Raw genomic sequence first — 15,062 nt, forward strand, 5'->3', positions numbered from 1 at the left:
ATTATCGCATAAAAGTCAATATGCGAAAACCGCATAAAGTACAATGCTTATGAGGTGATAAGCTTGTATCCGAGAATCAAAAATTTACGGGAAGACTGTGACTTCACCCAACAGCAGCTGGCGGAGGTGTTGAATATCAGTCAGGCGACCTATTCCCGATATGAAAGCGGAACGCTGGATATTCCCAGCTCGGCGCTGATTGCTTTGGCAAAATTTTATAAAACAAGCATTGATTATCTTTTAGGGCAGACAGATGAAAAGCCCCCTTACCCTGCGCCCAAAAGAAAGCATGAGAAGAACGCTTCCCCCTGATAAAAGAAGAAGGAACAGCCTCCAATGGCATTGCCATTGGAGGCTGTTCCTTCTTTCCATATGATTTCTATTATCCCAACAGAATATCTGCAATCAAAATGTTCGAAACCAGAAAACCCTTTGGTGTAAAGCGGATGTTTTCCTCATCGCACACGACCAGCCCTTGTTCCACATAACGACGAGCTCTTTTCAAATACTCTTCCGGGAAGGGGCTGCCAAAGCGGCTCTGATATTCCTTTTGCTGCAAGCCGCCGCACAGGCGCAGCTGCAGCATGGCGTATTCCTCCGGCGAACCGCCGTCGCCCTCGCAGATGTTGCGTGGCTCCTGCAGAAAGGCTTCCAGATCACCGGGGTAATAATAGCGCCGGCCATCGATGAACGAGTGGGCGGACGGCCCGGCTCCGTAATATTCCTCTGCATTCCAGTATTTCAGATTATGGCGGCTCTCATAGCCGGGAACAGCGAAATTCGATACCTCATACTGATGGAACCCGGCCTGCTCCAGCTCGCGGCAGGCCAGCAGATACAGCTCCGCGGATTCATCTTCATCCGGCAGGACCATGTCGTCCCGGCGGTCGTAATATACCGTGCCCTGCTCAATTTTGAGCAGGTAGGAAGAAACATGCTGCACACCGCAATCGGCGCAAAAAGCGATCGACCGCTGAAGGCTTTCACTGTTCTGCTGTTGTACCGCCAGCATCAAATCAAGAGAAATGTTGTCGAACCCGGCCTGCTGTGCTTCCCGAACCGCCTGCCGTACCTGGCCGATCGAGTGGCGGCGCCCCAGAAGGCGCAGTTCCTCCTCATCGGCGGACTGCAGGCCCATCGAAAGACGGTTGACTCCGGCTTTCCGCAGGGTTTCGAAAAATCCCGGTTCATATTCCCCGGGATTGACCTCCACCGTGATCTCTGCCCCGCTGAGGCCCCAGTTCTGCCGCACGGCGTCAAGCAGCCCGGCAATCCGGTTTGCGCCCAGCACAGAGGGGGTCCCGCCGCCGAAATACACGGTGTCCGCCTCGCGGTTCAGCCGTGTGGCAGCGGCGTACAGCAAACGCTTCATCTGCTCGGTGTAAGCGTCTTTCTCTTCTTCTTTGCCCCGGATCGAGTAAAAATCGCAGTAGGGGCATTTCGCTTTGCAGAATGGTACATGCAGATACAGGCCTATAGGTGTGCGGCTCATAATCCCTCCGTTCGAAATGTTCGTCTATTCGTCCAGTTTCAAAACGCTCATGAATGCGTCCTGCGGTACCTCTACGGTGCCGAGCTGGCGCATGCGCTTTTTTCCTTCTTTCTGTTTTTCCAGCAGTTTTTTCTTTCGTGTGATGTCGCCGCCATAGCACTTGGCCAGAACGTCCTTGCGCATGGCCCGTACGGTTTCGCGCGCGATAATGCGTCCGCCGATGCATGCCTGAATTGGCACCTCAAAGAGCTGGCGCGGAATTTTCTCCGCCAGCTTTTCCGTCATTTTGCGTGCGCGGGGGTACGCCTTATCCGCGTGGATGATAAACGACAGCGCGTCTACCATTTCGCCGTTCAGCAGAATATCGAGCTTGACGAGGTTCGATTTCTCGTAGCCGATCAGCTCGTAGTCAAACGACGCATAGCCGCGGGTGCGGCTTTTCAGCGCGTCAAAAAAGTCATAGATAATCTCATTGAGCGGCAGGGTGTAGTGAATGTCCACGCGGTCGGTATCCAGATATTTCATGTCCTGGAACACGCCGCGCCGTTCCTGGCAAAGCTCCATGATGTTTCCCACATATTCCGACGGCGAATAGATGTGCGCATTCGTCATCGGCTCCTCCGCCATCGAGATCAGCGTCGGGTCGGGGTAGTTGGTGGGGTTGTCCACATAGACCACCTCGCCGTCCGTTTTGGTGATGCGGTACACAACGCTGGGTGCGGTCGTGACAAGATCAAGATCGTATTCGCGCTCCAGGCGCTCCTGAATGATCTCCATATGCAGCAGACCCAAAAAGCCGCAGCGGAAGCCGAAGCCCAGTGCGATAGAGGTTTCCGGCTCAAAGGAAAGCGCCGCATCATTGAGCTGCAGGCGCTCGAGCGCCTCGCGCAGGTCGGAATAATGCGCGCCGTCTGCCGGGTATACGCCGCAGAACACCATTGGCTGCGCCGCGCGGTAGCCGGGGAGCGGCTCCTTGGCCGGGCGGCTGGCCAGCGTGACGGTGTCGCCCACGCGCGCCTCCTTGACCGCCTTGATCGAAGCGGAGATATACCCCACCTCGCCCGCGTACAGGCTTTCGGTCGGCTCCATGCCTGTCGCGCGCAGGTAGCCCACCTCCACTACGGTGAACTCACTGCCGGAGGCCATCATGCGGATTTGGTCGCCGGCACGCACCGTACCATGCTTTACGCGGACATATACGATGACCCCGCGATAGGAATCGTAGTAAGAATCGAAAATCAGTGCCTGAAGCGGCGCTGTTTCGTCGCCCTCCGGCGGAGGGATGTCCTTCACGACGCGTTCCATCACCTGGTCGATGTTCAGGCCGGCTTTGGCTGAAACGCAGGGCGCGTCCTCTGCCGGCAGGCCGATCACATCCTCGATTTCCGCCTTCACCCGGTCCGGGTCCGCACTGGGCAGATCGATCTTGTTGATCACCGGCACGATCTCCAGCCCGGCGTCGAGCGCCAGGTACGTGTTGGCCAGCGTCTGCGCCTCAATTCCCTGCGAGGCGTCCACCACCAGCAGCGCGCCCTCGCAGGCCGCCAAAGACCGCGATACCTCATAGTTGAAGTCCACGTGGCCGGGGGTGTCGATCAGATTGAAAATATAGTCCTGCTCATCCTGGGCATGGTATACCAGCGTGACCGCGTGCGCCTTGATCGTAATGCCGCGTTCCCGCTCCAGATCCATGTTATCCAGAAGCTGATTTTCCATGTCCCGCAGTGCAACCGCTTTTGTCTGCTCTAAAATACGGTCGGCCAATGTGCTTTTTCCATGGTCAATATGGGCGATAATACTGAAATTTCTGATTCTGTTTCTTGGAATCGACATGCTGTCACCTGATTCTCCCAACTGCTCAAAATTGTGCGTGCTGAATCTTCAAATAAATTGGAATGATGTAATATAATATTATACCACAAATCCCGTGGATTGGAAAGAAAAATGTAGTTCTGCCGCGGCTGGCGGCTGGGAAAAAACGGTCGGAAAACTGGGAAAAGAGGTATAGATTTCCGGTGTTTGCTCATAATAAACACCGAATTCGTGTTACGCAGGAAAAGATCGGAGATGATTTGATTTGTGGAACCCATTCCGTCCCAAACAGGAGGAAAAGCAGAAACGGATCGATAAGGTGCTGAACCAGAGTTCCGAGCAGTCTGAAGCGGCCAACCAGAGCCAGGAGGAAGTCCTCTTCTCTTCTATGGAAGAAAACGGCCGGCGCTTTGAAGAGCTGTTCAAAGACAACGATACCATCATATGTCGTAAAATACAAAATGCCTTTTATCCGTGGCTGGAATACCGGTTGTATTACAGCGACGGGATGGTCAGCTCATCCCTTCTGCACGACGGCGTGCTGCGCCCGTTGATCGAGTCGCGTGAAAAGCCGGGGCGCGATCTGGCCGAAAGCCTGTCGAAGCAGATTCTTACCGCCAGCGATATTGAGATCAGCGAAAAATGGAAGGATGTGTGCGACAGTGTTACCTACGGCGACGCAGTTCTGTTTTTGCCGCACTCTTCCCGGGCGCTGATTCTGTCCGCCAAAAATTTTCAGCTGCGCGGAGTGGATGAGCCGGAAAACGAAAGAATTCTTTCAGGCCCGCGCGAGGGCTTTAACGAAAGTCTGCTCAATAATCTGACCCTGATCCGGCGCCGGCTGCGCACGCACGATTTAAAGCTCAAGTTCCGCACCTTTGGCCGCCGTACCCAAACAAAGGCCTGCATCTGCTATCTGGACGGCCTCGTCAACAAGAATATATTGAAGCTGCTGGAAGACAGGCTGAACAATATCGACATTGACGGCGTGCTGGACACGAACTACCTTTCCGAATTGATGCGTGATTCTGCCCTTTCGCCGTTTCGCAGTACCGGCTATACCGAACGGCCCGACGTGGTGGCAGCAAAGCTTCTGGAGGGACGGATCGCTATTTTCCTTGACGGTACCCCAGTTGTTTTGACAGTGCCCTATTTGTTCATCGAAAATTTTCAGAGCAGTGAAGATTATTACATGAACTTTTTCTACACCTCTTTTTCGCGTATGCTTCGCATTCTCGGATTTTTCATGACCATTACCGTACCCGGGTTTTATATCGCGATTGTGGCGTTTCACCATGAGATGCTGCCCACCCCGCTGCTGATCAATATTGCCAGCGAGCGCACGGGCGTGCCCCTGCCGGCTGCCGCCGAGGCGTTTATTATGCTGATCGTTTTTGATATTCTCCGCGAAACCGGCGTGCGCATGCCGTCCAACATTGGTCAGGCGCTGAGCATCGTGGGCGCTCTGGTCATCGGTCAGGCGGCGGTGGAGGCCCGGTTGGTGGCTGCCCCGATGATCATCATTGTCGGTATCACCGGCATCACCGCACTGTTGGTGCCCAGAATGAACGCACCAATCATTTTTGTGCGGATCTTCATTCTCATCGGCTCTTCGATCTTCGGGCTGTTCGGGATGATGCTGACGCTCTGCGCGCTGTTTATCCACATGCTGAATCTGGATTCCTTTGGGGTTTCTCAGCTGACCCCCAGCGGGCGTCTGCAGTTTCAGGAGATAAAAGACATAGTAATCCGCGCGCCCTGGTGGACGATGATTCAGCGCCCAAGAAAAACAGCATGGGGTACGGTACGTCAGAAGGTATCCCCGAGGACGAAAGAATGAAGAGGTGTTTGTGTGCCCTGCTTGCCGTCTGCCTGATGCTCCCTCTGGCAGGATGCTGGAACTACCGGGGCCTGAATGAAATGACGATCGTGGCCGGTATGGCGGTCGATGAAGCTGACGATGGGCAGTACCTGATGACGTTTGAGGTGATGGATTTGACGCAGCCCACCAAAACAGCGGGGCCAAACTCAAATCTGGTGTTTGCGGAGGGCGGCTCTATGCTCGAAGCGATCCGCAATGCCAAACGCCAGCTTGCCAGCAAGCTGTATTTCGGCAATATGCAGATCATGGTGATCAGTCAACAGATCGCCGAAAGGGAGGGCCTGGATGCCATTCTGGATTTTGCTCTGCGCGACTCGGAAATGCGCGAAACAATGGAACTGGTCGTCTCGGGGGAGGAAACCGCACGGGCTATACTGAACAGCGACCAAAAAATCAGCGGAGCCGTTTCCTACGACATCAGCCGAATCATCCGGGAGGACGCCAGAGTGACGGGTTCCCTCTACAGTGCGCAGTTTTATCATATTTATAATGATTTTAAGCTGCCGGGGATGAACGTGGTTCTGCCGGTGTTTTATCTGGCGTCAGAGCCGGATTCGGAAAAAAAACACGTGGAAGCCTATGGATGCGCTGTTTTTCGGAGTAGTTTACTCGCAGGCATTCTTTCTTCGGAAGAGACAAAATATATGCTGATGGTCAACGGACCCCTCACCGGCGGCGTTCTGACGCTTTACGAACCGGAGATTACCCAGAATAACATTTCGCTGGAAATCAAAAAAGTCGAATCCTTTATGTCTTATGATAACAATAATGGAAAAATTGCTATGAAGCTGGACATTAAAATCAATGCCTATTTTGCGGAATTTCCGCACGATAAAAGCGAAGGCGATAATCCCGTACTTGACCGGGTAGAAAAATCAGCGGAAAAATTGGTTCAGGAAAATCTTCGAAATGTCATCAAAAAGCTGCAGACACAGTATCAGTCGGATGCTCTGGGGATGGGCAGCCTGATATACCGCACAAATCTGCCGCTTTGGAGGCAGATCTCTGGTCAGTGGAACGAAATATACCAGACCCTTCCCGTGGATGTTACGGTGAAAATTTACCTGGCAAATACCGCCATGGTGCGTGAGTAGTAGGAGGAGTTCCTTTGATCTATATCATACTGGTCTTTTTGATTACGGGTATCATCTGTATAGATTATATTCCAAGGCGTCAGATGATGGCCCGGCCGCTGCGTTTCTGGTACCTGGGCGTGTGTTTGTTCTGCTTTGTGGTATTGATTCTGGATCAAATAGGCGTTCCCGTTCCCAGAATTGCGACTGTTTTAACATGGATGATTCAAAAAATATGCGGCGTTTGAAAAGGGAAGGAATTCAACATGAAAACAATTCATGACAATCCTGTTTCCTCACGGGAAATGGTTCTGATGATTATTTTATTTGCTTTTGGCAGCAGTGTGGTAATGGGTGTGAACTCCCATACGGGGCAGGATGCCTGGATCTGTTTGCTGATCGCTACCGTTATCAGCATACCGGTTTTTGTGATGTACGCCAGAATCATACGGCTGATGGACGGAAAAGATTTTTTTACAACTATTCTGGACTGGTTCGGAGAAATCCCCGGCCGAATCGTGATTGCCTTGCTTGTGTGGTATTATCTGTATCTGGCGGCGATCGTCTCTCGAAATTTTTCTGAATTTATGGAGATCGTGGCCATGCCGGAAACCCCGCAGATTCCGATGATGATTTCCTTTTTGCTGGTCGGCGCTTATCTTTGCAAAAGCAGGATTCAGGTGATGAGCCAATGGTCCATCGTTGGCCTGTATCTTACCATCGGCATCATGATTATCACCGTTCTGTCTACGATTGCGAGCATGCGGCCACAGAACCTGCTGCCGGTTCTGGAGCACTCCCCGCCGGAAATAATGAGAAGCTCCTATCAAATTTTCGTATTCCCTTATGCGGAATGTGTGGTGTTTCTTCCCCTGATCAATGCGGTAAAGCATGGAAGTCCCTATAAAATCTTTCTCAAGGGGCTTTTTTACTCGACTTTGGTGCTTCTGGTTATCATCCTCCGCAATGTCCTTACGCTTGGCCCACAGTTGATGGAAGAGGAGTATTTTCCGTCTTATACCTGCGCAAGGATCATGGAGATCGGCAGCTTTCTGTCGCGGATTGAGGGGACGATTTCCGTCAACTTTATCGTAGCAGGACTGACAAAAACCAGCTTGTGCCTGTACTCCGGGGCTTTGGGGCTGGCAAAGCTGCTGAATACTCCCAATAAGCTCGACCTGATCATGATGCCGATCTTCATGTTCGTTTTGATGCTCTGCGTCCTCTCTTACACTGATGCGGTGCAGATGTTCGATTTTCTCGACCTTTACCCGCTGTATGCCCTGCCATTCCAGGTCATTGTCCCTCTTATTATCTGGCTGGTAGGCGAATGGAGAACCCGCAGCAAAAAGACCTCTTCGGTACAGACGGCATCGCAAACTTCCTGAATAATATCTGTCTCTCCAGATAATTGCTGCGAATCTTCAACAGGCAAAACACCCGTTGGTTTTTTGTGTGCGCAGAGAATGCTGAAACGCATAGCAAAGAGAATGTTTTATGCTGTTAACGGCGATTTAGCGCCCGAAATTAGCGGTTTGTGTTTGCAACAACTTTCTCAAATCTTCATACTATACTAAAGGGTGCCATCCTTTTACGAGAGACCTATTATATAGATAGGAGATTTGCATATGTCATCAGACAGAAGATCCTCATTTGGTGTCGGGGATTCGTTTTCCCCCGGCATGAAGATTTACACCAGTAGCAGCGGCAACAGTGGCTGCCCACCTTGTCCGCCGCCGTGCCCATCGCCGTGCCCACCGCCGTATCCGCCCTGCCCGCCGTGCCCGCCGTGCCCGCCTCCGTTCCCGATTCCGGGTCCCACGGGTCCCACAGGCCCGACCGGTGCAACAGGTCCTGCCGGCCCTGCCGGCGCTCCCGGCCCCGCTGGCCCCGCCGGCCCGCAGGGAGTACAAGGGCCCGTAGGCCCCGTAGGTCCTCAGGGAGCAGTAGGTCCCGCAGGTCCTCAGGGAGTACAAGGTCCCACCGGTCCCACGGGCGCAACGGGTGCCACAGGTGCTACAGGCGCAACCGGTGCCACAGGCGCCACGGGTGCACAAGGTCCTGCCGGCCCGACCGGCCCCACGGGCGCAACGGGCGCAACAGGTGCCACAGGTGCCACGGGTGCCACAGGCGCAACCGGCCCGACCGGCCCCACAGGCGCGACGGGTGCTACAGGCGCCACAGGCCCGGTAGGTCCTACTGGAGCCACAGGCGCAACAGGCGCCACAGGCCCGACCGGTCCCACAGGTGCTACAGGTGCCACAGGCGCAACCGGCCCCGTAGGCCCCACTGGAGCCACAGGTGCAACCGGTGCCACAGGCCCCGTAGGCCCCACCGGACCCACCGCTCCGTGTATCAAATGACAACTTTCAGGAACAGAAAAGCGCCCTGCCGATCATTCGGCGGGCGCTTTTTTTATGAAACAGGCGAGCCGCCTGTTCGGGAAAAACCAGATTTCTTTTGGCGGCTGTGAAAAAACGCTTTCTTTGCTTACTCCAGCATCCACATACCGCCGTCCACATGATATACCTGGCCGGTGATGTACCACCCTTCATCGGAGCAGAGGTATGCCGCCATATTGGCGATGTCTGTCGGGTCGCCAAAGCGGTGCATCGGAATTTTAGAGAGCAGGCTCTCCCGCAGCTCCGGCTCCCAGCTGTTGGTGATGTTGCTGGGCACCACGCCGGGGGACACGCCGTTTACGGTGATGCTCTGACGAGCCGTTTCACGCGCAAGGGATTTGGTCATGCAGATCAGGGCTGCCTTGGAGGCCCCATAAGCGATCTGACCGTTGCTATAAGCACCGCCTGTGTTGCCCGATGGAGAGGTCAGGTTGATGATGCGTCCCCAGCCCTTTTTGCGCATCTGCTCGATCGCATACTTCGAGCAGAGGAACGCGCCCCGCACGTTCACCTTTATCACCTTGTCGAAGGTCTCCGGCTCCATATCCTCGATCAGGGCGTTCAGGTTAATGCCGGCGTTATTGATCAGGATGTCCACGCCGCCGCTTTCCTGCTCCATCCGGTCGAAAAACCGCCGCATATCCTCGACCTCAGACACGTCCGCGCGCACGCAGTGCAGATTCTGCGGATTCTCCACCAGCTCCGGCAGTTTGTCGAGATTGGCCTGATTCACGTCGCAGACATAGACCGCCGCGTGGTCGGCGAGGAACCGCCTGGTGAATGCCAGCCCGATTCCATTCGCACCGCCGGTGACACATACTGTTTTATTAGAAAACATATTGAAACGCTCCTTTGTATCAAACGGGTTTGTGGTTACTGCATTCCAGCACGATTTTGGGATACTGCGAGGAACGCAGCAGGTCGAACGCCTCCACCCCCTGTGACAGCGGCAGAACCTTGCCGATGATTTTTTCGGTCTGCAGCTTGGGGATGAGGTTCATGACACGATGATAATGGAAGGTCGTGGTGAATGCCGTATGGATGCTCGCTTCCTTCTGATAAAGCCGGTAGAGGTTTACCGGCAGCTCGTACTGCATGGGGTACACCGCGAAATACATCACTTTGCCCTTGTTTGCGACCAGGTCCAGCATCGCGGGTGCGGCGGACGGCGACCCGGAGGCCTCGAAAACCATATCGTAGCCCCGCCCCTGCGTGATCTCCTTGCCTCTGGCAACCGTATCCTCCGTAAGGGGGTCAACCACGTACTCCGCCCCCAGTGAGAGCGCCAGCTCACGCTTGGAGGCGACCGGTTCGAACACCGTGACCTTCGTGCCGCCATGCAGCAGAAGCAGATTCAGCAGAATGCTGCCGATCCCTCCTGCGCCGGAAAGCGCTACGGTCGCGCCCGCCGGTATCTCCATCAGGTCAACCCCGCGCAGGGCGCAGGCACATGGCTCTGCAAGGCAGTACGGCAGCATGTCGTCCCCGTCGGGAATCCGGAAGATCATATTGGGGCGTACCAGCGCGTATTCCGTAAAGGTACGCACGCGCCACCGGTGTTTGCAGAACATATCGTCCCCGCGCTTGCAGTCGTCGCACTCGCCGCAGGGGGACGCCCCCGCGCAGGCGACACGGTCGCCAAGCTTCCAGCCCAGCTCCGCCATTCCCTTGCCCAGTGCGACGATGGTGCCGCAGGACTCATGCCCCAGCAGATGCGGCGTTGGCACATTGTCCATTCCGTGGTCGACCACATGCAGGTCCGACCCACAGAATGCGACGTAATCCACCCGGATTTTGATCGTTCCCGGTTTTACCTGCGGTTCCGGCAGCTCGCGCAGCTCTACGCGTCCCGGTTCCGTATACATCAAAGCTTTCATGTGTTCCCCTTTCCTTTAACCCTTGACGGAGCCCGCCGTCATGCCTGTCACCAGATGCTTCTGCACCAGCATAAACAGCAGAACGACCGGGATCACCGCCGTAATTCCTCCCGCGGAGATCATGTCCCACCGCACGTCGTATTCGCCAATGAAGGAGAACAGCGAAACCGGCAGGGTTCTGGTTTCGGAGGAGGTAAACATCACCGCGTAAAGATATTCGTTCCAGGAATTGATAAAGATATAGCTTCCGGTAGCGACCATGCCCGGCTTGAGCAGCGGGATGATGACCCGCAGAAACAGCTGTGGCATGGAGGCTCCGTCGATTTTCGCCGCTTCCTCGATCTCCTGCGGAATTTCATCCATAAAGCCGGTCATCAGCCAGATCGCGAAGGGGATCGTAAAGGTGCAGTATGCGATCACAAGGCTGACCCAGCTGCCCAGCAGATGCAGGTTCCGGAAGGTGATGAACAGAGGAGTCAGGAACAGCACCTGCGGGAACATATACAGCAGCAGGATTCCGCTGAGCGCAATATCCCGGCCCGGAAAGCGATACCGTGAGAAGGCGTACCCCGCCATAGACGATACGATGATCGCGATGCAGCTGGTGACGGTGGCGATCAGGGTGCTGCGGAGCATGCTGGGGATAAAATCCGTATTGGTAAACAAAAAGCGATAATTATTGAGAGTGGGCATCTCCGGAAGGTAGTGTACGGTTTTGGTATACAGCTCGCTGGTGTTTTTCAGGGAGGTGAGAAAGGTCCACGCATAGGGGAAGATGATGAACACCAGCAGCAGCGCAAAAGGCAGGTAAAACAGGAAGAAATTTTTTCTCTTTTTCATCGCTCATCTCTCCCTATTTTTTCTGGTGAATTTCAAATAGAAGGTCATAAACAGGATCATAATGAGGGTTCCATACACCGCGATGGTGGAACCATAGCCAAAATTCAGGGATTTCTGCGCTTCTATGTAAGCATTCAGGGAAAGCGTCAGCGAGCTGTACCCCGGTCCACCCTGTGTCATCAGATAAAGCACCTCGACGTTGTTGAATACCCAGATAATGCGAAGCAGACTGGTAATCACAATCGTCGGGAAGATGTGCGGCCATGTGATATAGTAAAACTTTTGCCAGATATTCGCGCCGCTGACGTCGGCGGCCTCATACAGATCGATCGGGATGGACTGCAGGGAAGCCAAAATCATGATCGCGAAGAAGGGCGTGCCTTGCCAGACCATCGTCAGAATCTGGGCGTTCAGCGCCGTGTGCGCGTTGGAAAGCCACGCGACCTTATCCCCAAGGATTCCCGCGCGCATCAGCAGATCGTTGAGGACCCCGAAATTGCCGTTATACATCCACATCCACATCAGCGCAATTACCACGCCCGGGGTGACCCACGGGATCAGAGAGATGGAGCGGAGAAAGCCCCGAAATCTGAAATTTTGGTTCAGGATCAAGGCGAGGATGAGGCCGAGCAAAAACTGCAGGGATACGGTGACGATCACCCAGCGCGCCGTATTGGACAGGGACGCGAGGAACGCATCGTCGTGCCAGACCTGGATATAGTTTTGCAGCCCGACAAACCGCCGGTTTGCAAGGTCGAACATCGCGTAATACTGAAAGCTGGTGAACACCGCATAAAAAATCGGATAAATAATGATGCAGCAGATCAGCAGAAGCGCCGGCGCCAGCATGATATACGGCGTATAATCCCGTTTCTTTCGAACGTTTTGTACACTATTTGTCATAGAATCACCTTTTCTGAAAAAGCGGAAAGCGCATGCTTTCCGCTTTTTCCCTTTCACTCTTGCCGTGCGCATCATGGCACATAACATCAGATTTGCAAAGGGGCAAACCACAAAAGTGCTGCGGAAAGCATAAGGTTTGTGTCTTTGCCTCGCCAAAGGAGGGGCAAAGACACGGTTTCATCTCTTACAAGCAACCGCTGCCCGGATTATTTCAGTGAGTCGCTGAGGATCTGCATCATCTGTTCGCTGCTGATTTCGCCCAGAAGCGCACGCTGCATGGTCTGCGGCCAGATTTTTTCGGTAAACTGCCCCATGTTCGGCACGGGCGGCAGCATTTTGGAATCCGGCAGGCTGTCGATCGAAATCTTCATGAACGGATCGCTCTGATATTTGTCGAGCTTCTGAACCGATTCCATCCACGGAACCATGTCGACATTATCGGAGATGATGTCATGGATTTCAGGGCTGGTCAGCCATTTCGCGAACTTGAGAGTAGCCTCTTTCTGCTTCGAGCTCGAGTAGACGCCGATGCTGGACGGGATGCTCGGTACATATTTTCCGCCGTCGCCGGTGGGCACGGGCACTACCGCCAGATTTTCCTTGCCGACTGCTTCCAGCATACCGGTGGAGGAGCCGACGTGGTGGATCAGCATCGAGGCAACGCCGGATTTGAAGTTCTGAACGGTCTGCTCAAAGCCGTCCGTGGGAGCGGAGGGCGGAGCCCAGCCGTTTTTGAAGATGTTCAGGTACATTTCGTTCGCCTTTACCAACGTGGGATTCGTGAGCATCGGTACGTCGTTTTCATCGACATAGTCGGCGCCCTTCAGGCTGTTGAGCACCAGAGAGGCCCACATGTCCTGTCCGCCTTTCGCGCCCCGCATGCTGAAGCCGTAGGTGTCGATTTTTCCATCGCCATTGGTGTCGCGGGTCAGCTTTTCGCAGGCCTCATAGAATTCCTGCATATTGGTGGGATAATTGAGCCCGACCTCTTTGAAGTGGTCGGCGCGGCAGTAGAGATAGAGTACCACGTTGCAGAACGGCAGGCTGTACAGCCGATCCTGTCTTGCATAGGCGGTATCCATTTCCGCTTTCGGAATCTCAGGGAGCACTTCCCATTTGCTCACCTCGTCCGTGAGGTCCTCGAGTGCGTTCATTCCCTTCAGCTCTGTCAGCCAGGAAGGATACATCTTGAAAACATCGGGGCCCGTGTTGGAGCTCATCGCAGTGATCAGCTTGTCGTGGTAGCTGCTCTGCGGAATGGATTCAAATTTGACATTGATATCCGGAGCATATTCCTTCCACTTGCTCTCCAATATGTCTTTATGCATGCCTTCCAGATCTTCCCAGTACCAGAATGTGAGATTTACCGGCTCTCCAGATGTTCCTGAAGCCGCAGGTGTGCCGGACGATGAGGAATTGGGTGCGCAGCCGCCCAGGGCCGATAAGGCCATCACGGCGGAAAGGGACAATGCCAACCATTTTCTCTTCATTTCTATACCTCCTGATCATTATTTATAAAAACAGCTTCCTGTTTTATAGGTCATTCTCGAAACAGTCCTTGATGTAATGGAGTCCCTGCCGAAGCAGCTGCATACGGCCCAAAAAGGAAACGTCCTGTTCCAGGTTCCTCCAGATTCTCATGTTCTGAGAGGCTTCGCCCAGAAACATCAGAAAGCTTTCGATCGTGACGGAGCCGTCGTAGCTGGTTTCCCGCAGGGCCTTCCCGATTTCGGGCCAGCAGATGCGGGCTGTATGATACGGGATTTTCCGGTTTGGCTCGCTCACATGAAAATGCCCGATCTTTCCTTTTGCGGCGCGGATCGCCGCCGGGATGTCGTCCTCCTCTATGTTCATGTGGAACACGTCGGCCAAAAGCTTACAGTTGGGGCTTTCCACACACCGGCAGAAATCCATGCCCTCCGCCAGCGTGTTGATGAGATAATGCTCAAAGCGGTTTACGACCTCTAAATTGATGGTCACTCCTTCGCTTTCCGCTGCGGGCATGACGCTTCGGATGCTCTCGATGCTGCGAAGGAGGCGTTCCCGCTTTACTGTGGGATCAATGCGAAGGCTCTGGTAGTCGGCCGGCCACCGGGAGTAAACGATTCCCCCCAGCATGGTTCCGCCCGCTTTGGCAATCCTGCGGATGGCGAGGCGAAGATAATCCTGTGCGAGCTGGCGCGGTTCCTCTTCCGGCGCGCTCATTTCATAGCCCTCTGGAAAACGGAAAGTATAAATTGCCTGCACGCCCGTTTCTTTCTGCGCCTGCCGGATCTGTTCGCAAAACCGCTCGTCACTCGCCAGTATGCTGTCGGGGATCCGAGTTTCAAAGGTTTGTGCGCCGAGCTCCGCCGCCTGTGCCATATGCATCGCCAGCTGCTCTGCGTCGTACTCCGGCCCCCAGCATCCAAGATGTACGCCATACCGCATTCCGATTCCCTCCCCCGTGTGTGTTTTCCTCTCTTGTTCCACATTTTATCTATTTTTGCGGACTTACACAATGAAATTTTACAGCATCATTGACAACTATTTACACGAATCAAAATTCGGCGGCGGGAAAACAGGAACATTTTTACGAATTTGCGTGACTATTTTCCGTTTTTTCTATTCACCTTGCTTTTTTTCACCGAAATCATATAATGATCGGTAGAAAGAAATCACGAAGCGATTGGAAACGGAACAGAAAAAGCAACCGTTTCTTCTGCAAAGGAGGGTATGGTACCGTAGCTGCAGGCGGCCTTTGTACCGCCAATTGATAAAATATACCACAACGGCCGCTCT

At 54.0% G+C, this 15,062-nt stretch carries 13 protein-coding genes; 5 read left to right on the plus strand and 8 right to left on the minus strand.

The features are described 5' to 3' along the window. Positions 1-54: 54 nt before the first annotated feature. Positions 55-312: a helix-turn-helix domain-containing protein gene (locus TY09_RS08295; RefSeq protein ID WP_407650461.1), complete on the plus strand. Its 258-nt coding sequence runs from the start codon at positions 55-57 to the stop codon at positions 310-312. Positions 313-382: 70 nt separating this feature from the next. Here TY09_RS08295 and hemW read toward each other — a convergent pair whose 3' ends face one another. Beyond that, on the minus strand, positions 383-1,492 hold the full coding sequence (gene hemW / locus TY09_RS08300) for a radical SAM family heme chaperone HemW (protein ID WP_042433006.1): 1,110 nt from the start codon (positions 1,490-1,492) through the stop codon (positions 383-385). Positions 1,493-1,516: 24 nt separating this feature from the next. Then, positions 1,517-3,325, minus strand: coding sequence for a translation elongation factor 4 (gene lepA, locus TY09_RS08305; protein ID WP_042433009.1), 1,809 nt, complete (start codon positions 3,323-3,325; stop codon positions 1,517-1,519). A 244-nt stretch (positions 3,326-3,569) separates the two neighbouring features. Here lepA and TY09_RS08310 point away from each other — a divergent pair, with 244 nt between their 5' ends. From TY09_RS08310 to TY09_RS08325, 4 genes are read left to right on the plus strand one after another with little or no spacing between them, the layout of a single operon-like run. Next, the gene (locus TY09_RS08310; RefSeq protein ID WP_052335573.1) at positions 3,570-5,144 is read left to right on the plus strand and encodes a spore germination protein; all 1,575 of its coding nucleotides are present in this window, start codon (positions 3,570-3,572) and stop codon (positions 5,142-5,144) included. Further along, positions 5,141-6,280: a Ger(x)C family spore germination protein gene (locus tag TY09_RS08315; RefSeq protein WP_042433012.1), complete on the plus strand. Its 1,140-nt coding sequence runs from the start codon at positions 5,141-5,143 to the stop codon at positions 6,278-6,280. Before TY09_RS08310 ends, TY09_RS08315 begins: the two co-directional genes overlap by 4 nt. 14 nt (positions 6,281-6,294) lie before the next feature. Further along, on the plus strand, positions 6,295-6,507 hold the full coding sequence (locus TY09_RS08320; protein ID WP_009065314.1) for a hypothetical protein: 213 nt from the start codon (positions 6,295-6,297) through the stop codon (positions 6,505-6,507). A gap of 18 nt (positions 6,508-6,525) precedes the next feature. Beyond that, positions 6,526-7,647, plus strand: coding sequence for a GerAB/ArcD/ProY family transporter (locus TY09_RS08325; RefSeq protein WP_042433015.1), 1,122 nt, complete (start codon positions 6,526-6,528; stop codon positions 7,645-7,647). A gap of 1,102 nt (positions 7,648-8,749) precedes the next feature. Here the strand turns inward: TY09_RS08325 and TY09_RS08335 are convergent. From TY09_RS08335 to TY09_RS08360, 6 genes are all read right to left on the minus strand, one after another. Next, positions 8,750-9,499 carry an SDR family NAD(P)-dependent oxidoreductase gene (locus TY09_RS08335; protein ID WP_009065311.1) on the minus strand — a complete coding sequence of 250 codons (750 nt, stop codon included), beginning with the start codon at positions 9,497-9,499 and terminating at the stop codon, positions 8,750-8,752. Positions 9,500-9,518: 19 nt separating this feature from the next. Then, entirely contained in the window at positions 9,519-10,538 is a 1,020-nt protein-coding gene (locus TY09_RS08340; RefSeq protein WP_042433017.1) for a zinc-dependent alcohol dehydrogenase, read from the minus strand. Positions 10,539-10,553: 15 nt separating this feature from the next. After that, complete coding sequence (locus tag TY09_RS08345) at positions 10,554-11,378, minus strand: carbohydrate ABC transporter permease (RefSeq protein WP_042433018.1); 825 nt, start codon at positions 11,376-11,378, stop codon at positions 10,554-10,556. 3 nt (positions 11,379-11,381) lie between these two features. After that, positions 11,382-12,281 carry a carbohydrate ABC transporter permease gene (locus tag TY09_RS08350; RefSeq protein WP_035317157.1) on the minus strand — a complete coding sequence of 300 codons (900 nt, stop codon included), beginning with the start codon at positions 12,279-12,281 and terminating at the stop codon, positions 11,382-11,384. A gap of 206 nt (positions 12,282-12,487) precedes the next feature. Further along, positions 12,488-13,771 (minus strand): ABC transporter substrate-binding protein, encoded by a 1,284-nt coding sequence (locus TY09_RS08355; protein ID WP_009065362.1) that lies wholly within the window; start codon positions 13,769-13,771, stop codon positions 12,488-12,490. 43 nt (positions 13,772-13,814) lie between these two features. Further along, positions 13,815-14,711, minus strand: coding sequence for a sugar phosphate isomerase/epimerase family protein (locus tag TY09_RS08360; protein ID WP_052335574.1), 897 nt, complete (start codon positions 14,709-14,711; stop codon positions 13,815-13,817). Positions 14,712-15,062: the final 351 nt, after the last annotated feature.

This window comes from Faecalispora jeddahensis, assembly GCF_000577335.1.
GTDB classification, from domain to species: Bacteria; Bacillota; Clostridia; order Oscillospirales; family Acutalibacteraceae; genus Faecalispora; species Faecalispora jeddahensis.

What these genes read in the sequence shown, in the direction of transcription:
- TY09_RS08355 (WP_009065362.1), bottom strand. Translation starts at nt 13,771, where the DNA reads ATGAAGAGAAAATGGTTGGCATTGTCCCTTTCCGCCGTGATGGCCTTA.
- lepA (WP_042433009.1), bottom strand. Translation starts at nt 3,325, where the DNA reads ATGTCGATTCCAAGAAACAGAATCAGAAATTTCAGTATTATCGCCCAT.
- hemW (WP_042433006.1), bottom strand. Translation starts at nt 1,492, where the DNA reads ATGAGCCGCACACCTATAGGCCTGTATCTGCATGTACCATTCTGCAAA.
- TY09_RS08350 (WP_035317157.1), bottom strand. Translation starts at nt 12,281, where the DNA reads ATGACAAATAGTGTACAAAACGTTCGAAAGAAACGGGATTATACGCCG.
- TY09_RS08315 (WP_042433012.1), top strand. Translation starts at nt 5,141, where the DNA reads ATGAAGAGGTGTTTGTGTGCCCTGCTTGCCGTCTGCCTGATGCTCCCT.
- TY09_RS08360 (WP_052335574.1), bottom strand. Translation starts at nt 14,711, where the DNA reads ATGCGGTATGGCGTACATCTTGGATGCTGGGGGCCGGAGTACGACGCA.
- TY09_RS08340 (WP_042433017.1), bottom strand. Translation starts at nt 10,538, where the DNA reads ATGAAAGCTTTGATGTATACGGAACCGGGACGCGTAGAGCTGCGCGAG.
- TY09_RS08325 (WP_042433015.1), top strand. Translation starts at nt 6,526, where the DNA reads ATGAAAACAATTCATGACAATCCTGTTTCCTCACGGGAAATGGTTCTG.
- TY09_RS08335 (WP_009065311.1), bottom strand. Translation starts at nt 9,499, where the DNA reads ATGTTTTCTAATAAAACAGTATGTGTCACCGGCGGTGCGAATGGAATC.
- TY09_RS08345 (WP_042433018.1), bottom strand. Translation starts at nt 11,378, where the DNA reads ATGAAAAAGAGAAAAAATTTCTTCCTGTTTTACCTGCCTTTTGCGCTG.